General features: G+C 34.6%; 18 protein-coding genes. 12 read left to right on the plus strand and 6 right to left on the minus strand.

Translation table 11 applies throughout. The annotated features are described in order from the left end of the window. The 3 genes from P163_RS06335 to P163_RS06345 all read right to left on the minus strand — a co-directional run bounded on the left by P163_RS06335 (position 1) and on the right by P163_RS06345 (position 3,904). Positions 1-282, minus strand: coding sequence for a helix-turn-helix domain-containing protein (locus tag P163_RS06335; protein ID WP_034888789.1), 282 nt, complete (start codon positions 280-282; stop codon positions 1-3). A gap of 272 nt (positions 283-554) precedes the next feature. Beyond that, positions 555-1,367, minus strand: a complete 813-nt coding sequence (locus P163_RS06340; protein WP_316930065.1) for an RteC domain-containing protein — start codon at positions 1,365-1,367, stop codon at positions 555-557. 122 nt (positions 1,368-1,489) lie between these two features. Beyond that, complete coding sequence (locus P163_RS06345) at positions 1,490-3,904, minus strand: bifunctional aminotransferase class I/II-fold pyridoxal phosphate-dependent enzyme/GNAT family N-acetyltransferase (protein ID WP_034888793.1); 2,415 nt, start codon at positions 3,902-3,904, stop codon at positions 1,490-1,492. A gap of 225 nt (positions 3,905-4,129) precedes the next feature. Between P163_RS06345 and P163_RS06350 the strand changes: the two genes are divergently transcribed. From P163_RS06350 to P163_RS06360, 3 genes are all read left to right on the plus strand, one after another. Continuing rightward, positions 4,130-4,510: a hypothetical protein gene (locus P163_RS06350; RefSeq protein ID WP_034888795.1), complete on the plus strand. Its 381-nt coding sequence runs from the start codon at positions 4,130-4,132 to the stop codon at positions 4,508-4,510. 13 nt (positions 4,511-4,523) lie between these two features. Continuing rightward, entirely contained in the window at positions 4,524-5,450 is a 927-nt protein-coding gene (locus P163_RS06355) for a helix-turn-helix transcriptional regulator (protein WP_034888797.1), read from the plus strand. A gap of 220 nt (positions 5,451-5,670) precedes the next feature. Then, positions 5,671-5,952: a DUF6520 family protein gene (locus P163_RS06360; protein ID WP_034887653.1), complete on the plus strand. Its 282-nt coding sequence runs from the start codon at positions 5,671-5,673 to the stop codon at positions 5,950-5,952. 79 nt (positions 5,953-6,031) lie between these two features. Here the strand turns inward: P163_RS06360 and P163_RS06365 are convergent, their stop codons facing one another. The 3 genes from P163_RS06365 to P163_RS06375 are packed head-to-tail and all read right to left on the minus strand — an operon-like array spanning position 6,032 to position 13,221. Next, positions 6,032-8,848: a M16 family metallopeptidase gene (locus P163_RS06365; RefSeq protein ID WP_034888799.1), complete on the minus strand. Its 2,817-nt coding sequence runs from the start codon at positions 8,846-8,848 to the stop codon at positions 6,032-6,034. Beyond that, on the minus strand, positions 8,835-10,238 hold the full coding sequence (locus tag P163_RS06370) for a RagB/SusD family nutrient uptake outer membrane protein (RefSeq protein WP_034888801.1): 1,404 nt from the start codon (positions 10,236-10,238) through the stop codon (positions 8,835-8,837). Before P163_RS06370 ends, P163_RS06365 begins: the two co-directional genes overlap by 14 nt. 10 nt (positions 10,239-10,248) lie before the next feature. After that, entirely contained in the window at positions 10,249-13,221 is a 2,973-nt protein-coding gene (locus P163_RS06375; RefSeq protein WP_034888803.1) for a SusC/RagA family TonB-linked outer membrane protein, read from the minus strand. A gap of 758 nt (positions 13,222-13,979) precedes the next feature. Here P163_RS06375 and P163_RS06380 point away from each other — a divergent pair. The 9 genes from P163_RS06380 to P163_RS06420 all read left to right on the plus strand — a co-directional run bounded on the left by P163_RS06380 (position 13,980) and on the right by P163_RS06420 (position 20,663). Then, positions 13,980-14,300 carry a hypothetical protein gene (locus tag P163_RS06380; RefSeq protein WP_034888805.1) on the plus strand — a complete coding sequence of 107 codons (321 nt, stop codon included), beginning with the start codon at positions 13,980-13,982 and terminating at the stop codon, positions 14,298-14,300. A gap of 464 nt (positions 14,301-14,764) precedes the next feature. Beyond that, the gene (locus tag P163_RS06385; protein ID WP_034888807.1) at positions 14,765-15,097 is read left to right on the plus strand and encodes an ArsR/SmtB family transcription factor; all 333 of its coding nucleotides are present in this window, start codon (positions 14,765-14,767) and stop codon (positions 15,095-15,097) included. A 49-nt stretch (positions 15,098-15,146) separates the two neighbouring features. Continuing rightward, the gene (locus tag P163_RS06390; RefSeq protein WP_034888808.1) at positions 15,147-15,785 is read left to right on the plus strand and encodes a low molecular weight phosphatase family protein; all 639 of its coding nucleotides are present in this window, start codon (positions 15,147-15,149) and stop codon (positions 15,783-15,785) included. After that, positions 15,782-16,828 (plus strand): ACR3 family arsenite efflux transporter, encoded by a 1,047-nt coding sequence (gene arsB / locus P163_RS06395; protein ID WP_034888810.1) that lies wholly within the window; start codon positions 15,782-15,784, stop codon positions 16,826-16,828. The genes P163_RS06390 and arsB overlap by 4 nt, the downstream gene beginning before the upstream one ends. Before the next feature lie 223 nt (positions 16,829-17,051). Beyond that, positions 17,052-17,429, plus strand: coding sequence for an ArsR/SmtB family transcription factor (locus P163_RS06400; RefSeq protein WP_034888812.1), 378 nt, complete (start codon positions 17,052-17,054; stop codon positions 17,427-17,429). 50 nt (positions 17,430-17,479) lie between these two features. Continuing rightward, the gene (merTP, locus tag P163_RS06405; RefSeq protein ID WP_034888814.1) at positions 17,480-18,103 is read left to right on the plus strand and encodes a mercuric transport protein MerTP; all 624 of its coding nucleotides are present in this window, start codon (positions 17,480-17,482) and stop codon (positions 18,101-18,103) included. A 16-nt stretch (positions 18,104-18,119) separates the two neighbouring features. Then, positions 18,120-18,479: a heavy-metal-associated domain-containing protein gene (locus P163_RS06410; RefSeq protein ID WP_091262249.1), complete on the plus strand. Its 360-nt coding sequence runs from the start codon at positions 18,120-18,122 to the stop codon at positions 18,477-18,479. A gap of 65 nt (positions 18,480-18,544) precedes the next feature. Further along, positions 18,545-20,254, plus strand: a complete 1,710-nt coding sequence (gene merA / locus P163_RS06415; RefSeq protein WP_034888818.1) for a mercury(II) reductase — start codon at positions 18,545-18,547, stop codon at positions 20,252-20,254. 28 nt (positions 20,255-20,282) lie between these two features. Beyond that, a complete protein-coding gene (locus tag P163_RS06420) occupies positions 20,283-20,663 on the plus strand; it encodes a YHS domain-containing protein (RefSeq protein ID WP_034888820.1) in 381 nt (126 codons plus the stop codon). Positions 20,664-20,694: the final 31 nt, after the last annotated feature.

Consider the following 20,694-nt stretch of genomic DNA (forward strand, 5'->3'; position numbering starts at 1 on the left):
TTAATCAAATGTGTTCTGGATGCGATTTTTATTCATAAGCTTGTGGATTTCTTCAGAATCATAATAAATAATTCCACCAACCTTTGAATAGGGAAGCGTACCATTAATTCTAAGGTTTTGTAAAGTACCTGGGCTCAATTGAAGTAATTCCATAACTTCGGACGACTTCAAGTAGCGCTTTAAATTTCCAGAAGTTTGTTTGGTAAGTAGCTTTCTAATGTCTTGGAGCAGTTCAATTTTGAAATCTCGAAGATCGTCTGTGGTAATAATACTTGTTGGCATAGTAAAACGGTTTTTAAAAACCCCGCTGCAGGTTATACGTTTTAAAGCAGCGGGATTAGGTTAATTTGACTTTCGTTTTACAAATTTGTGTTAGAACAATGGAGTTCTTTCCCTATACCTATCGTAGTTACGAAAAAGTTTAACAATAATAATATTTGAAGATATATAGTTTATTTTGATAGTTTCAAAAATAAAAATAAAGCTCTTAGGAGTTATTAAGCGTAGTAAATTAGTGGAATACTTAAAAACGTAATTACGATTTCATTCGAAAACTATTTTGCATCATCACGTCTCATTTTACTTTCCAATTTCAAAATTAATCGATTTAGGTATTTTGTTCTGTCACCTTTCCTAGCTTTAATTTCAGAATAGGTCTTGTATCCTTGGTCTAATTTAGTATTGAAGAAATCCTCAAAAGATGATATAATAGTACTTATTTCTACATTCCCATGATTTAATGCTCCATCGGCGTATAAGGAATAAATAAGTTCTACCAGAGCCGTTTTAGATCCTGACCATAACAGTAATTTAGGCTGCTTTTCTGCATAAAGAACTTTATTATCGGGTTGTAATTTGTGAAGTTTATCACGGATATAATGGATGAATTTATACATAGCCTGAACCATTGCCCAAAGCATATCGTGTGAGGTGGAGAATTCAGGATATTGATAATAATTGATGGTAGGTGCAAATGGAAAATTATCGAGATTATTTCTAGTAAAGAATTGTGGATCCATATAATTATGAGATTGCTCCATATAGTTCACAAAATCTTTATTCTGAGAAAAGAACTTATTGATTTTTTTTACTTCCTTTTCCAAAAACCTGACCTTTGGGCTACTTCCTGCCTTGGGTATACTATTTTCGCAGTTCCTTACCTCGCTAAAATAAATTAAATAGCTCATGGGTAAAGATTTTATATTTCTGAAAAAGTTAATTTCAGAAGCTGAATCTTCAAAATCCTCCTTTTCTACCATATGTTGCAGTTCAGATAGGGTACTATTGCAAAGCCGGATTCCCAATTCGGCCTTTTTAAGTGATGAACTTTCCGAATTGATGATCTGGTTTACTTGATCAGTAAACATAAACATTGCTTTCTCGAACATGAGATTAGTATTTAAGGAAAATAAATAATACCGTTGTTGCGCTATTTTCAATTGGTTTGCTTAAGGGTATACATTAAAAACTATACTTCATAGGGGGAGTATTAATCTTTTCTTAACCAGTCTAAGGCTTCAAGGCTAAAGTTATCATCGGCCTGAACATAGGCTAACTTTGGAATCAATGTTGCTCCTAATTTTCTTTTTTCAAAACTAGCGCTAAGTCCTAAATCGACTTTGGTAAAGCCGAGTTCATTTGCTCTTTGGATTGTTTTATAAAGTAATTGTCGGTAAGTATTAAATTTCTCATTTTGATCATAATCCATTCCTATTAAACTTGGGATATAAGTATCACCTGAATTAGTACAAAACATGACCCCTATGGCATTGTCAGAGTTCTTAGCTTCTGCTTTTAGACTTAGGACTAAAAATTCCCATTTTGGATCTTTACCCATTTCAATAAATAACTTTTTTGGAAATTTAAAAGTGTTAATTCCTAAGTTATTATTCCAAACCTGTTCAAATAATGAATAGAAGTGATCAATTTGAGCTAGGGTAGGGTCTTCAACTATTGAGAACATAAAATAACTTTCATATGCTTTTACTTCTTTTCTAAAATGCTTTTTAGAACGTTTACTGAGAGTATTCAAATATGCATCTTCATCATTCCAATTGAGGTTAGTAAGTTCACACGCATCAGGCATATCTATGGAAATGAAACCTTGCTCGTGAAGGAAAGTGTTTAAAGTATTTGTTTTTTCAAAATCCCTTAAAATGATAAGTTTTGCTCCAACCTGAGTCTTTATCTGATCAAGTTTTTCTAGAAATAACCGTATTGATTTAATATGTAGCGGATTATTTTCATCTAGAAACAAATGAGCTCCCTCTGAAAAAACTGAGCCTGATGATAATACGACATCGGTCATATAATAGGGATTCTCTTCACGCATTTTTTCAATGATTTTTGAGGTATTTACATTAGAAAGCATGTCATTTTTTAATAGCGCACTGGTAAGAGATACTGCCAAAACCATTTTGCCTTCTTTATCCTTTATCGTAATATAATAGAAATCCCAATTATGCTCTTGTAAATTATTATTGGTGAAGACTTTCTCTATAAAATTAAGACCATCCCAATCAAATGTACCTTTTCCAGAAAAACAAGTATCCCATTCATTTTTATCCATTTGTTGAATGGTTGTAGTATATTTCATATTTAATTCAATAATTTGAGAATCTAGAGCATTATTTTTTTCAGCTTTCTGAATTCCAAATGAGTGGTATATTTTGGTTAAATCAGTGTGGGTTTCTTCCATAGCATGAGGAAAGTAATAGCTCATAGCATCTACCAATGCTTTTATATCCATCAATTCATTATGTCTGGAAATCGTTATTCTAACCCCTGTATTCTTAACCGGCACGGCCGGGAATAATCCAAGGTTTACAAAAAACCCGGCATTCATCATTTTGCTTACAAAATTATAACCTGTGGCTGGGAGTCCAGTGCCTATGTAAAATACCGGAGAATCATTTTTATGTACCAATGGCAAATCTGTTAACTCTAGTAATTGATTGAAATAATTTATTTTTAGCTCCAAATCTGATTGTAAATCATAGATCTCCGGCGATAAATGAATATCTGCGGAAGCAATTGCAGCAGCCACGGAGGCAGGTTCCAACTGGGCTGAAAATGTAAGTGGCCCTCCGAAATTTTTAATCTTTTTATGTAATTTTTCATTAGGGCAAATCAAAACGGCACCACTAGCACCGAAAGTTTTACTCAATGTTCCAAATAATAATATATTTTGTGGAAGCTCTTTTAATACAGACATCACATACCCGGAACCGTGTTTTCCTCTCCAGCTCATTCCATGGACATCATCTATGTAAAGGTGTAATTGGGGATACTTTTGGGATAACTCCATAAGGTCTTGTAAAGGGGCAAAATCACCGTACATAGAATAAACCCCATCTGCCATGTACCAAATTTTATTGACCTTATTTCTTAAGTCTTTGATATAATGTTCCAGCATTTCCATATTACTATGTCTGATCATCCTTACCGTTACACCTTTCGATTTCAAAACCTCGGTAGCACTTTGTACACTCCAGTGCACCTGGTGGTCTAAAATCACAGCATCTCCCTCCCTTACAGCAGTCGGGATAACAGCTAAATGCCCAAGAGTACTATTTTTTGTAATGAGTACGGGATGCTCGTACATTTTAAAAATTTTCTCTTCTAAAGGCGCATAAAGCGGATGTGAAATATATGTTTTAGATAAAGGAAACTGGGTTCCATATTTTTGAATAGCATTTATTGCTGCCTTTTTAAGCCTTTTATCCTGTTCAAGCCCTAAATATCCTGTGGTTCCGAAATGATATAAAGAATTACCATTAACAGTTATTCGTCGTCCATTTAATTCATCACCTTCTGCATGAAGATGGATTACTCCGGCATTGGTTGCATTAGTAATTACTTCATCAACCGTATCCAGAAAATTATTGTGTTTAACCTTAGCCATAATTTTTGATATGAAAATTCCCTTTTCAAGCTAGGATAAATATCCATTATAATTCTAACCGTTATAAAAAAAAGTCTTTTCAGAACAGTTATTCGGCTTTTCGTTCAAATGCCATTAAATCCTATGAGAATAACTTTATATGATAGCATGTAAAATCAAGAATGATGTTCTGGTAAGACGTATTGAAATTTTATTCTATATTAGTGATATCCAAATTATTACGGGATGGTTGTGGATGGTACTTATGCAAAAATGTGGATTTCCAAGGGGATCTTATACTTTGTCTATAAAGAAATTTATGAGATCAATAGGAGTATGGCCAAACAGATCGTCAGCCAACGGTTACAACTGCAAAATGAAAATTCATATCCTATATTTTGCGATCTAAGAGCGGTTACAAATGCACAAAAACAAGCCAGAGATTATTTGGCTATTGAGGGCGCCTATATGACTACAGCACTTGCACTGCTAGTGGAAGATGAGCACGCCATGGTGATCACTCAGCTATATATAAAAACAAGCAGCCCGGTTTATCCTACTCAGGTATTTACTAATAAGGAAGAAGCGCTTTCGTTCTTGCAAGACTATAAAAAAAGTAACCATTAATAAAATAATAATTATGGAAAAGGAAATTAGCCGCGAAGAGAAAATAAGATTAAATTCTTTGTATCAACAAATCATTGAAATTGCCTGTGGTAATTTTATGTTTCGTCAAGAACCCTCGGGTCGCAGAGATCCTATAGATACTATTGCAGTATTACTAAACATGATGTCCGAAGAGATTAATTATTCCTGTTTTAACGCTCAGCATTGGGAAGAACATCCAGAATTTCATTTTTCAATATTTCTAAATTCACATTATCACATAACATCATATTCTTCTGGAACCTCAAAAATTTTAAAATGGGATGATAAAAATTTAAATAGACCTGTTTCAGTAATCCTTTCAAATAATTCGTTAAAAGCGTTAAAAGAGGAACTTGGATCAAATAAAAATCAAACATATCAGCGATTAATTCCTTTAGATTTTCTAACAGAAAATAAAAGCCTATATAGGGTGCCTTGCACCATTCAGAGGATGACAGGCATTATTTCAGATTGTTCTTATATAATTACAGCTTTCCGCTTCGGACATAAAAATGAAGACGAGGAAGTGGAAGAAAATAATACCAGTGACCCTTCAAAATTAGAAAAAAAAGAAAGTGCCGCAACCAAACTGCTGCTAAAACAAGTTCGTCTCTATATTCTGCGAAATCTGCATACGGAACTGCCCTCCCTAAAGCAATTAGGACTTATTCATCGTACAAATAAAACTAAGCTTAAAGAAGAATTCAAGAAAATTTACGGCACTACGATCCCTCGGTTTCATATGGAAAAAAGACTCGAAAAAGGTGCGCTATTAATCCGAAGCACTGAATTACCGATCTCCATAATTACCCAGAAATGCGGTTTCAAGGATCACTCTCATTTTTCTAAAAATTTTCGGCGTCACTATGGTCAGACCCCTTCGCTTTACAGAATGGAAAATGCCTGGTCAATTCAATAACAGAATAGTATTACGTCTTTAGCGACCATTTTCTTTGAGGTTATTTGATGAAATTTACTATTGTAAATGATAAAGTAGCCAGAAGCTTATACTACTTTCAATTTTCAGTAATGCACTGGAATATTTACACCATAAAAGAAACGTTACAAATCTTTTTGCGCAGAAAGTAGGAGAAGCCGAAAATCCTTCAAAGAGTAGGTATATATTAAAACTTTATATTATGAAAAAGTTATTTTTAATTCCAGCAATGGCGCTTCTTGTTGTTCTAGGCATGTCCTTTACAAGTTTGGGAAGTGAAACAGAAGTTCAACTGGAAGCGGTTGCGAATGATTATGTATTGGATAATGGTAACTGGCGAGCAGTCCCGGAACAAAATTGTACGGGAGGTACACAAACTTGTCAGGTTCAATTTGGTGCAAATGGACCAATTTATGATCTATATGATGAAATGGATCAATTTACCAAGAAAAACCAAAGTGATGGAACTATAATTGTTCTTTAATAGGTTTAATTTAGAATAGCCTACTGATTAGTTTCAGTAGGCTATTTCATTATTAACCTGAATGATTTCATCATGTAATTTACTCGGGTAGCACCAGAAAGTTCTGTAAATTGTCTTTTACAATATAATTATCGATGGCATCATTGACATCTTTTAGGCTAATAAAATTTTCTATTATTCCGGGATATTCTAAAATATATTCCTCATAATCGCTTCTATCTTCCAATCGACTCTTTAAAAATTGTGGCCAAAAATTAAAGTAACCGAATGAATTTATTCGAGAACTAAATCTTATAGATGCATACTTAATATGAGATGCCAACCAATCATCATCCACACCAATTGTTTTGAGTTTTTCGATTTCCTTCATCGAATTTGCAAACATACTGCCTTCGTTTCCTAGTGTACTACTGAAGTTTATCTGGAAGGTGTATAAACTATCATTTAATTTGATCCACTGCCCGCCTGCACCGGGAGCATAACAATCTAATCGTAAAACCTTAACAAGTCTTTCATGAAAAGCATTATTAACAAGATCTAAAATAATCTGATTTTTAATTGTTGGGTCTATCTTAACCGGAAAGTATATTTCAGAAAATGATTGGTCAATACCCTTGTAGCGTAAAGTATCACTTCGTCTCTCTAGTCTTTTACTCCATTTTTTAATTTTTTCTCCTTCACGACCTCCTGAAACAGGTAAGCCTGATAAATAAGGTGCAATTTCTTCTATAAGTTCCAAGGACTGAAAATCACCTGTGACAATGAATGTATATTCATCAAAGTTTGAAAAATGTTGTTTAAAGGTATGTAACATATCTTTTTGACTCAGTTCATTTAAAATTTTTTCATCAAAGGAAGGGTGTTTTGGATTCCAGATCTTTTCGATCTTTTCTTTAAAAAAGCCAGTTCCCCCTTTTATTCGGTAAGGGCTAAAACGTTCCTTCATTGTTTTCTTCCAGTATTTAAATGCGTGAACATCATCATTAGGTGCCTTAATGTATTGAATCAAAAGATTAAAGAAATTATGTATATTCTTTCTCTCAAAATTCCCCTCAATAAGAAAATTTTCCTGATCTGTTCCAAAGTTCATCTGCATATTATGATCTCTCAGGAATTCTTCAGTTTGAAAATGAGTATGCCAATCTGTGCCAGCAATTGTGGAGTAATTGTGAGCTAATAGATTTTTATTATAAAGTTCCGAATTCCCGTTAAAACGTATGGGTTGGAAACCTAAAACTTCAATTCGATTTTTAAAACTTGGAGATTGAGGTTTTGTAGGCTTCAACACAACTTTAATATTATTTCCGAAAGTAACTGTAGTTACATTTACAGTATTCTTAACTATATTCATTTTAGGAATAATATTTTTATCTACTACGCTTTTAATCGAATAAATTTTCTTTGATGGGGAACGATATTTTGCAATGGGAGTATCATACGCCTTTGTAATAACCTTTTCAATTTTATAATCTTTCGGAATGTAGATTTTTGGTACATTAACAAAGATAAAATCAGTATTCTCCAGCAAATTTCTTCTTTCATTTGCAAACTTTTGTAATTCCGAAAGAGAGATTTTCTCGACAAGGTTTGCTAATTTTTTCCGCACACTATCAGATGGCGCTGCATTCTGATACACAAAATGATTCTCATATTCCCTTGAAAGTTCCTTGGAACTTGGTGAGGAAATTATCATTGTTGATTTTAATCTGTCTTTAGCTTCCTGCAAATCTTGCTGTGTAAAATTGGAGTGCATAATCAAATCTGCCTTGACAGCTTCAAAGATTTTATCTTCTATAGAAGCAAATTTTTGATCTAAATCAACACTCAGAAGTCCAATACTTATTTGGTTACTCGCCAATCCATTAGTAAAATATCTAGTCGAGTACCTCGAAAATGGAGGTTCGTATTGCCTTTCATATTCTGTTTTCCTTTTTGTTATGATAGATTCATATAAATTTTGAAGAATACCAAAGTAAATGTCTTTTACCGACCTAAATCTGAATTCATAATTGGTTCTTTTGGAAAAAATATCAAGTCGCCAATTAGTGTTCAAAGTATCTTTAATAGATTCGTACTGGTTTTCTCCAGTTAATTGATATTCAAACTTTTTAATAGCCTGGGATGGATTTCTAATTGTTGATGGCTTAATTAATTTGGAAAACTTGTTTTTAATGATATTTTCAAGACTGTCAAGATTAAAGGATCCTACCACTATAGCAGCTTGTAAATCTGGTCGATACCAGTCCTGATAAAAATTCTTTAAACGGTCAATATTAATATTTTTTACAGCTTCAATACTTTTATTTATGTCTTTGGAAGGAAAGGAGGTATTTCGAAGAATAATATCTCCTTCTTTATTGTATAACCAATTACTATATGCATCCGTAGGTCGTAATTCACCGAGTATGCTTCCTTGGTGCATATCAAGGCGTGATGAATCAATTAGAATACTTCCAGCCCATTGTTCCAAAACAGTTAAACCAAGTTGGAGTTTCTCCTTATTACTATTAGGAATGAACAAATAATAACTAGTGGAAAGTCTGCTGGTGTGAGCTCTGTGATCAATTCCTTGAAGACTAAGCATCGTTACCAGATCTCTATATTTCTCTACGTCCCGAACAGCCAAGTGTTCTAAAAGATGAGCGTACTCGGATTGATCTTCATCTTCATGAAATCTTCCTGCTTTAACGATCATTTTCATAATTACTTCTCCTTTTGGATCATCATTATTCTTTAGGTAATAAGTAAAACCATTATCAAGTTTACCAAATCTCACGGTACTATCTAGTGTAATAGGCCTATCTGAAAGTCTTGTCTTTGAGACTTGTCCGTAGGAAAAAAATGTACTTAAAATAAAGCTTATTGAGTAAATTAATTGTCGATTAATAACCATCATTCTGAATTAGATTTGGATTTTTGGAAATTTCTTCGCTCGGAATAGGATAAAAGCCATCGGTTATTTCCCAGGTTGGACTATTATTAAAAATAGTATCTATGTAACCATTTCTTTTTAGATCAAACCAACGATGACCCCATTCTGTAAATAATTCCTCACGGCGTTGGGTATAAATTTCTTTCAGTAATGCCTCGCCAGAAATGGTGGGATTAATTTCTGCTACTAAGGGTAAATTTGCTCGCTTACGAATCACATCAAGATCCTCGACTGCCTCCTGAGTTTTATCCATTTTTAACCTGGCCTCAGCGCGAATCAGGTATTGCTCTGCTAATCTTAAGACCATTGAATACTCCTGGATAGGAAATTGGGAACTTGCACTGATTTTATATTTATGGCTGAAATATGCATTTAAAGATGCATTATACCCAATCCATTTTTCCCGACGAAGATCATTCTCATTGAATTCTGCAACTAGAGATTCATCAAGTTTTAGCGTAGAAAAGAAAGAAAAAAATGGATCGATAACGAACATACTACCATCATTCGTATTGGAAGCAATACCACCACCTCCAATCGGTGAGATTTGCCATATGGCCTCACGACTATTAGCAAGGAAGACATCGTCAAGGTTTTCCAGAATTTCGTAGGAAGCCGTCTCCTGTATGACTTCAGTACTCAATCTTTCGGTCTCTTGCCACTCTCCCAGAAACAAATACACTCTTGCTAGAAATGCCTTGGCCACAAATTTATTCACGCTGGTCTTTTCAGAATTTCGATAAGATGTATTTAATATTTCAGATGAGAACTGGAGATCATTTTCAATTTGAGTATAAATCTCTTCTTTTTCTACCTGTGGTTTAAGTGCATTGACTCTATAATCTGTATTTAGAATGAGTGGAACTTTATCATATAGATTAACTAAGTAGAAATAGGTAAAAGCTCTTACAAATCTTGCCTCTCCTTCCAATTGTTGTTGTAACTCTACATCAATGGAAGTAGAATTTGTCAGACCCTCGATAAAAGAATTGCACAAATAAATAATGTTATAAGCACTTGACCAAAGGTCCAAGTTTCCGGGATTAGTAGGGGCAATTTCGTGATCCTGGAATTCCATCATATTGAGATTCACAGAATTGAAATACTGAACATTATCTGATGATAATCCAGCCAATACCGTGACGCTGGATCTAGAACCACTTGAGAAATCTGCCTGATATAGTTCATTATAAATGCCATTCATGGCACTGATTGCGGTTTGATCATTGCTAAAAACTTCAGTTCTCACTAATTTATCTGTAGGAGCATCTATGGATACCTGATCCTCACAGGAAAAGTTAAAGCTAAGAAGTAGTAGAATGAAAGTTTGAATAATTATCCTGTTGATTTTCATTGTTATTATTTTAAAAGTTGATTTGAGCTCCAGCGGTAACGGTTCGAAGATTGCCTATGAAATTGCCATCGTAAGAATTTTCGGGATCCATTCCACCATACGATGTTATAGTCCAAAGGTTTTGCCCATGTAAAAACATATTAAACTTCTGTATTCCTATGGTTTGAAGGAACTTTCCTGGAATATCATAGCTAACTGTTAGGGTTTTTAAGCGAACAAAAGACCCATCTTCAATAAAACGCGAACTATTAATAGCATTGGAAAATGCTAAATTTCCCTGATAAGACTGGGTTGGAGTTTGGTAGTCATCTGAAGAATAATTTGAGAGGATGTTTTGTGCTCTCCCTGCATTGTAGTAAATCAGCTTCCCATTTTGCTTTACGAATTCCCACAAAAATTGTAAAGAGAAGCCTCGATAGGAAAAATTATTGTTCAAACCTCCAAAGAATTCTCGGGTACGATCTTCTACAATGGTTCTGTCCTGAAAGTCTAGCCTGTCATCTCCATTCACATCCGTGAAGGAATAGTAGCCGGTTTCTGAATCTATTCCGGTGTAGTCATAATTCAATGAAATGTTGAGTGGTTCTCCCTCACGGTAAGTATTGGCATAGGAAGACTGCTCAATACCGGGATAACTCAGGAGTTCATTTTCAGGAAGACTTATATTGAAAGAAGTCTGCCATCTAAAGTTTTTATTGTTAAAATTGATACTATTGAACTCCAGCTCAAATCCCCTGTTTTCTACAGTAGCAGGTAAATTAGCCTGCACAGACCCGAAACCTGTAATGGCCGGAAGTGGATATCCTACTAGCTGATTTGAAGAACGGTTACGATACCAGCTTAAACCAACATTCATCCTATTTTTCCAAAAAGCAAGGTCAAGACCCACCTCCATTTTCTTATTAACCTCCCAGGAATAATCTGGGTTTGCAAGTGAGGTAGGGTATAAGCCTCCAGGACCTCTGGTTGCTTCATAGGCATCGAGGTATCCATAATCTCCTATTTGGTCATTACCCGTGCTTCCATAACTCGCTCTTAACTTACCTAAAGAGATAAAGGGAAATACGTTATTAAAGAAATCTTCCTCAGAGAAGATCCAGGCTGTTCCAATGGCACCGAAATTGGCGAACCGGTTATTGGGACCAAATCTGCTCGACCCATCCCTTCTTCCTGTTAAATTGAGATAATATTTTTTGTCCCAGTTCATCCCAATACGGGCAAATACCGCCGCATATTTATATTGGATGTTTGAGCTTTTGGCATTAAGAATATCCTGCGCAGCAGCAAGGTTGCCAATGAGTGCCTCAGAGGCATAATTGCTTCCTTGTAAACTTTGACGTGAACTGTTGTTTTCCTGAAAAGTGGCACCAAGTATGGAATTTACTTCAATTTTGCCAATATTGGTATGATAGGATAATTGTGGCTCTATGATCCAAGATTTTCTTACAGAACTTAAATGGGCAGACCTATTTACTGGATTTCCAGCTGGATTATAAGATCTTGAAGGCAATCTCCATAATTCATTGCTATCATACCGTGTGTATCCAAAACCTGATTTTATTTCGAACCCCGGTAACATCTCGTAAGAAATACTTGTACTTGTAATCAGGTTATTAGTACCGATATCATTACTATTGAAATATCCTTCTAAGGGGTTTGCAAGTCCTGCTTCTGCCCATTCAGACCAGTTTAGCGTTCCGTTGGGATTAAGTAAAGCTGGTGCATTGGGTGGAAGCAGATTTAGCCTGCTGAGTTTAAGATCTCCGGTAATCTCATTCCTATCTATACCATAATTTAAGGAAGCTGTAATTTTGAACTTCCCATCTTCAGAAAAATGATTCAGACTCATATTTCCTGTGATTTTTTGGTATTGATAATCTCCGGGATAGACAGTTCCTTGTGAAAACCATGAACCACCCAATCTGAAAGACGTTTTATCATTCCCGCCACTAAAAGTCAAATTAGCATTGGTAACTTCAGCATTTCCTCCAAATGCATATTCCTGCCAGTTTGTATATCGTTCTGGGTCCCAAAGCACAAGATCATATGCATTTCTTTGAGTAGGTTCAACACCGTCATTTTCAAAAGCGGTTTTTCTGATAGCCAGGTATTCTGCCGTTCGAAGTAGATCCAATTTTTTAGGTACTGAAGATATCCCGGTATAGGTGCGTATTTCCAGACCGGTTCCCGCCTGCGCACCGATTTTGGTAGTAATAAGAACCACTCCATTAGCTCCTCTGGAGCCGTAAATAGCCGTTGCATCTGCATCTTTTAAGACTTCAATACTTTTAATATTTGAAGGATTCAGGTTGTTTAAAGGGTCAAGCCCTGAATTGCCCAAAAGTGAGTTAGTTTCTACAGGCTCTGCGCTAATAGGCACCCCATCAATAATATATAATGGATAATTTCCTTCTGTTCTAAGACTATTAATGCCTCTGATACGAATTGTGGAAGCCGCTCCAGGGTTGGCTCCTCCTGATGTTATCTCAACACCCGCCATTCTGCCTTGGAGTGCTTGTAAAGGACTCACTACTGGCTGTAATTCTATTTCCTCAGCTGTTACTCTAGAGATATTACCTGTACTTTCCCTACGGCTGGTGTTATAATACCCAGCATTTATTTGCACCTCGCCAAGCGTGGCGATATCTTCCTCTAATTGTACATTAATTACAGCTTGGTTACTTACCTGCTCTTCGTGACTTTTGTACCCAATAAAAGAGAAAACCAATATGGCATTCTCGCTGGCAATAATACTATAATCTCCGTCTAGGTTTGTGAGCGTACCTCTTGAAGTACCTTTTAAGGTAACGGTGACGCCTGGAATTGCAATGCCGTTATGATCTATTACTTTTCCTGAGACTTCCTGTTGGAGAAGATGTGGTGACCTAAGATTTGCTGCCGTAGCAACTTGTGCTAGAAATAAAAGCATTCCAGCAATAATAATTAGCGCCACCCATTTGAGGCGCGTATACTTATTTTCCATAATATTGTAATGTGTTAAATGAAACAATTGTTTTATTTAAGCTATAGCCTTCCCTGTTCGACTCCAATCTTACTTAAGGGAAGGCTTTTTGCTTTTACCCGCTAAAACGGATCTTTCATTTTTCAATCCTCATAGATTTTTAATTTATTTAATTAGGCTAAAACAAATTTTGAATACTATTAATTACCTCCTAATATTTAACCCAAGCCATTAGTTGCCGTATTAAGACACAGACTTATCCCACCCAACTACAGTTGCAACTTTTAGGGAATGCAACAGTAACCCACGGGATTATTCGCTTTTCTTGTTCCCGCCAAACAAGCTTATTAAAATTCACTCCATACCGGAATGCCGGCCGCTTTGACCTATAATTAGGATGTAGGGGTAGTAGATTATAAAATGCGAGACTTATTTAATATGGAAGAAACAAAAGCTTTAGAATATATAAGAAGAGAAATAGCCAGAATACAAAAAAGGGCGCAAAACTCAACTTATTGAACCGCGGTACTGGTTACCTTGTACACAATAAGTGAGCTCACACCCCGGGTTGTGAGCACTTCACCTATCATCTCGTGTACTAAAAATTACCAGTTTTCGATTCGAGATTCAAAGCGAATGCTTCTAATATTTTACTTTAAGAAGTATCGCAAATATATTTAAAAAGTATCTATTTACTAAGATACAATCCAAATATAAAATAAAATATCGGTACGGCAAAGCGTACCGATATTTTATTTGTTAAATAGTTAATTGCATAGATGAAAAAGGTATTAATGGATGGAATGGATATCAAAATTGCAATAAGCTTAAATAAACTTTTGGTTGCCAGTAAAATATTTAAAAAAATTGATGATAAATTAGATCCAATTGCTACAAGCTATAATAAAATAGCTTTGGATGCAGATATTAGAAAAGCAACAGTTTCCGATACATTTAACTCAAAATCTATCCCTAGATCCACTACATTAATTTTAATCGTTGAAGCAATGGGTTATAAATTATATGATTTTGCAAAAATCTATGATTCAATTACAAATGATGAAATTCTTGAGTTCGAAAAATCAATAACTAAGCATTAAGAATATTTTAAAGTCAGAAACTAACTTCCTTAAGTTTAATATTTTTTTTAAAAACTTGCCACTATCTTTTCAATCTTTCTATAATGAAAGATTACTATATAAATCTAATTTCTCCCCTGAAATAAAACTTACTTTATTATACTATTGCTCTTGACGTCATATTCTACCTCAATGAAGAATTTATTTAAGGTGTTAAGTGCAAACCTGCTATTTGATTTTAAACGATAAGTCAAAAAAACACCTTATTAAAAATCAAATCTTATTGCTCTTGATCTGATATAAGTTTGCAATTTCGATTCTATATTCCTGATTTCTTTTGTTAATTACTATACTTATTCGTCTTTAAAATATACTTTCTAATTCTAAACGGCTCAATGATTTTTCGCATTACACAAGCTACCGTATCATAAAGCTTTTGTGAATTTAATTATTAATTGTAATATTGCAATTAAATAATTAAGAAAATGGGATTAGCCAAAACAGAAATATTTACCGACCTGCAAAATGAGATTGCCTTATTCGCTAAAGTATTTGGTCATCCAGCAAGGGTTGCTATTCTAGAACAACTCTTTAAAATAAACACTTGTTATTGTGGCGATCTGGTAAAGGAAATAGGACTTGCTCAACCCACCATTTCTCAACACTTAAAAGAATTAAGACATTTGGGATTAATTAAAGGAAATGTAGAAGGAACAAGTGTTTGCTATTGCATTAACACCGAAAATTGGACTAAAATGAAAGAAACAATGTCACAATTTCTAAATCAAGATATTTCTACAAAAGAAGAGTGCTGCTAAAATATTTTACACTAATCAATTGTATAATCGCAATAAACAAATATTCTATATGACTTCACATAGAACTCCACTATATAAAAAAATAGAAATCACTATAAATTCATTGAATGTAGAAAACATATCGGAAGAACGAAAAGAAACCTTGCAACCACTAATTCAATTTATCAGAACAAAAGTCAATAACGCTCAAGAAATTAGAATAAACTTCATTTGCACACACAATTCACGTAGAAGTCATTTCTCCCAAGTTTGGGCACAAACAATGGCTCACTATTTTGATATTAAAAATGTTTTTTGTTATTCAGGAGGAACTGAATCTACCGCTCTTTTCCCAATGGTTGCAGAAACTTTGGAAAATTCAGGCTTTGAAGTCAAAATAATTTCAGAAGGAAATAATCCTATTTACAGTATTAAATATGCTGAAAATGAACATCCTATTATTGGGTTTTCAAAAACATTGGACGATAATTTTAACCCAAAATCAAAATTCGCAGCTATTATGACTTGCTCACAAGCTGATGGAGGTTGTCCTTTTATTGCGGGGGCGGAAAAACGTATTCCAATAACTTTTGTAGACCCAAAAGCATTTGATAATACACCACAACAGAAAGAAAAATACAATGAAAGAAGTCTGCAAATTGCAACTGAATTATTTTACGTTTTCTCTCAAATCCAATCTTTAAAATGACTATAAAAAAATTAAGCTATCTGGACAAAAACCTGACTTTGTGGATATTTGTAGCAATGTCTGTTGGAGTAGGACTTGGGTATTTTATACCAACATTTCCCAATATTATAAACTCATTTAGTAGCGGAACAACAAACATCCCGATTGCAATTGGTTTGATATTAATGATGTATCCACCCTTGGCAAAAGTCAATTATTCACTTTTACCAAAAGTTTTTAGAAACACTAAAATCCTTTCTATTTCACTTATTCTCAATTGGATAATTGGACCCATTTTGATGTTTGTATTGGCAATCACTTTTTTAAGAGATTATCCGGAATATATGGTCGGACTAATTTTAATTGGTCTGGCACGCTGTATCGCAATGGTTTTGGTCTGGAACGATCTCGCAGAAGGAAGTAGTGAATATGGAGCAGGTTTAGTTGCTTTGAACAGTATTTTTCAAGTCTTTGCATATAGTTTTTATGCGTGGATTTTTATAACAGTGCTTCCTCCATATTTTGAATTTGAAGGTTCTATTGTGGGTATTTCAATTGGCACAATTGCAGAAAGTGTCGCTATTTATTTAGGCATTCCGTTTGTAATGGGAATTTTAAGCAGATTAATATTGGTAAAACTTAAAGGAGAGGATTGGTACACAAAAAAATTCATTCCGACAATTTCGCCAATAACTTTAATTGCGCTTTTATTTACGATTGTGGTAATGTTCTCGCTAAAAGGAGAATTGATTGTGGAAATACCAATGGACGTTGTGATTATTGCAGTTCCTTTGCTTATTTACTTTACGTTAATGTTTATCATTGGATTTTTCGTTACTAAAGCATCAGGAGCAGAATATGATAAAACGACAGCTGTAGCATTTACAGCAGCCGGGAATAATTTTGAATTGGCGATTGCAGTTGCCATTGCTGTTTTCGGACTGAATTCAGGGCAAGCATTTGCAGGGGTAATTGGTCCATTGGTTGAAGTTCCTGCATTGATTTTATTAGTTCGAGTTTCCTTTTGGTTGCGAAAAAAATATTACGGAAAAGCCAACTCTTAAAGCCATACACATTTGCTGTTAGAATCAAGCCTCTGCTACACCAAAAACGTAAAAGATTATCCATAAGCAGAAAAGCCTAACTTGCATTAGAAACAATTGTTTTAACCCACAAACCTTACTGTAGAGCAAAGGAATCTAATTCTTTCGGCTTTTTAAATTTAATACTTAAGTATTTGCTTAAATAAACATTTAATGATATATTTGCATATATAATATATAAATCATGAAAAAGAATCTTGAAATTCTATGTACCCGAAGTGAGGCCAATCACGAGCAAATTTTTACTTGTCAAAGTGAAATTGCCAAAAGAGAAGATGATTTTTCTTTTATGAGCAAGGTTTTGATGATTGCAGGAAATAAGGTAAGGCTTAAAATTTTGTTTTTACTTGAAATGGAAGGTGAACTATGTCCCTGTGATATTGCCGATATCTTAGAAATGAGTGTGCCGGCTATTTCTCAACACATTCGTAAAATCAAGGATGCCGGAATTATCTCTTCTCGCCGGGATGGGCAAACCCTTTATTATTCCTTGAATGATGGTGAAGAGCATATTCTCGCCGATATTTTCCGAAGTATAAAAACAAATAAAATTGCGGTTTAAACTGGATGATAATCATTCCCAAATAAAAAAATTAAAATAAGTTCAAAATAATGAAAACAATTTCAAAATCTACACAAAAGAACGAATCCAGCAAGCTTTTGGGAGCTGGGCTACTTACGGCTGCAGCCGCCTCTCTTTGTTGTATAACGCCCGTATTGGCATTAATTTCCGGGACTACCGGTCTTGCTTCCACTTTTTCTTGGATGGAACCTTTTAGGCCTTATTTAATTGGGATCACGGTTTTAGTGTTGGCTTTCGCTTGGTATCAAAAACTAAAACCAAAAACTCAAGAAGAGATAGACTGCGCTTGTGATGAAGACGAAAAACCTTCTTTTTTTAAGTCCAAAACATTCCTTGGCTTGGTGACAATATTCTCGGTATTAATGTTGGCTTTCCCGTATTATTCAAAAATCTTTTATCCGGAGAATAAAAAGGATATTGTGATTGTAAGTCAATCAGATATTCAAACTGTAAACTTTGATGTCAAGGGAATGACCTGTACGTCTTGTGAAGAACACATAAAGCATGCTGTAAATGAATTAGAAGGTATTGTACATGTAGAGGTATCCTATGAAAACGAGAAGGCAGAAGTGAAATTTGACGATACAAAAACCTCAAAGGAAGATATAGAAAAAGCAATTAATTCCACAGGCTATAAAGTTGTAAATAAATAAACACAAAAAGAATATTATGAAAAATCTATTAGTAATCGTTGTTTTAGCTTTATCATTAACCTCATTTCAGGCTAGAGCACAATGTTGTACTGCTTCAAAAAGCGACAAAACAGGAGAAATAAACAACAATCTACAAACAGCAAAAACAGTTAAGTTTAAAATTACCGGAATTACTTGTGCTGGCTGCTCAAATACAATTTACAGTGCCCTTAAAGAAGTTGATGGTGTTTTGGAACATTCAGTTGAATATCCCGGTGATATAGCCATTATCGAGTTTGATGATTCAAAAACAAATATTGAAGCCTTGAAAAAAGTAATTGAAAAGAAAGGATATAAAGTTGAATTATTAAAAGAGAACATTAAAGGAAAGGTTTAATTTTTTTAGGTTTCAATAAAATGAATTAGATAAATATGAAGAATATATTTAAAAAGAAATAAGCTATGCCAACAACTAAAGAATCCGTAACATTAAAAATTAACGGAATGACTTGTTCTGGTTGTTCATCACATATCGAAAAAGATTTGAATAAAACTACTGGCGTTTTTAATAGTTCAGTAAACCACGAAACTGGAAAAGGAGAGTTTACCATCGATACCACCAAAATGACTAAAGAAGCATTGATTAATGCCGTAAATGGGGTTGGTAGTTATTCGGTTGTTAATGGTGTTGAAAAAGAGGATTGCTGTGCTTCAGATACTATAGAAACCACGAATAAAGAAGCATCTATTACTAAAGGGAAATACAATTATGATATAATTGTTATAGGTGGTGGTTCTGCAGCATTTTCAGCAGCCATCAAGGCGGAAAGTTTAGGACTCACAACACTAATGGTAAATGGAGGTTTAGATTTTGGGGGCACTTGTGTAAATGTTGGCTGTGTACCTTCAAAAAACTTAATTAGAGCTGCCGAAACAGCATATCACGCTACACATTCCAATTTTGAAGGTATTAAGCCCCAAGGTGTTGAGATTGATTTTACACAAGTTATCAAAGACAAGAAAGCATTGGTTGCTGCTCTTCAACAACAGAAATATATGGATGTGGTCAGTGATTTTAAAAACCTGACCATGTTAAAAGGATGGGCTGAATTCGTAGATAATAAAACCATTCTTGTGGATGGAAAAGACACATACTCCGCAACTAACATTGTTATAGCTACAGGGGCAACAACAAACATCCCAAACATTGAAGGTTTGAAAGAGGTTGGTTATTTAACCAATGTTTCGCTATTCGATTTAGAAGAAAAACCTGAAAGCCTAACCATTATGGGTGCTGGTTATATCGGGCTGGAAATTGCCATGGCATACAATCGATTAGGTGTCAAGGTGCGCATCATAGAATTTACCGATAGGCCTTTAAGAAGCCAGACCAAGGACATTACAGATGTATTGGAAGTGCAAATGAAGAAGGAAGGGATCGAAATCTTGCCCAATTTCAGGGCGTTTAAATTTGAAAAACAGGGAACAGATACCATTATTCACTGTAACTGTCCCGACGGTACTACAACTCAAATCGTTGAAAAGGGACATATTGTTGTCGCTACTGGAACAAAACCTAATACGTCTAAATTAGGTCTTGAAAACATTGACATTAGCTTAAGCAAAAGTGGACATGTTATAGTTAATGAAAAAATGGAAACTAATGTTTCTAATATTTATGCAGCAGGTGATGTAGCAAATACCCCACCCTTTGTTTATACTGCAGCTAAAGAAGGGAGCACAGCAATAAACAATGCATTTTCTTTATCAAAAAATAAATTAAATTATTCTTCATTGCCTTGGGTGGTATTTACAGACCCTCAAATTGCAGGAGCAGGATTGGATGAAGTAGAAGCAGAATTAGCAGGCATTCCTTTTGAAGTATCGAAATTGGATCTAACCCATGTGCCTAGAGCATTAGCAGCACAAGATACGAGGGGTTTCATAAAATTGATTCGCAATACTGAAACCGATAAGCTGATAGGGGCCAGGGTAATCGCACCTGAAGGAGGCGAATTGATACAACAATTAAGTATGGCTATTAAATTTGGTATTACAGTAAAAGATTTGGCAGAAAGTTTTTACCCATACTTAACACTGGGCGAAGGTATAAAATTAGCAGCGATTACCTTTGGAAAAGATGTTTCTAAATTAAGCTGTTGTGCAAGTTAATATTACACTATCTTAAAATTTCTAAATTATGAAAACTATTATTTGTTCTACCTGTGGTTGTTCCCTAGTAAGATTGGGAGTAAGTAAAAATAAAGCTAGCACTACCATTTATAATGGGAATGAACTTTATTTTTGTTGTGATGGTTGTACCGATTTGTTTAAAGAAAATCCTGAAAAATATATTGAGGAAACCAAAGATTTGATAGTATGTCCAACATGTTTAGCAGAAAAACCTCGCGCCTTTGCAACAATGCAAAATATTAATGAGCAGGACATATATTTTTGTCATTGCCCACACTGCATGAATCTATATAAAAAAGACCCTGAATTTTATATTGATCGTCTAAAAGGAAACACACCTAGTCCAGGCATATTAGGCCATGATGGCTGCTGCATTGCTCCCGATTAATAAATTAACTGAAATATTATTACTTATTCAC

It is taken from the genome of Gillisia sp. Hel_I_29, from assembly GCF_000744275.1.
Lineage (GTDB): Bacteria > Bacteroidota > Bacteroidia > Flavobacteriales > Flavobacteriaceae > Gillisia.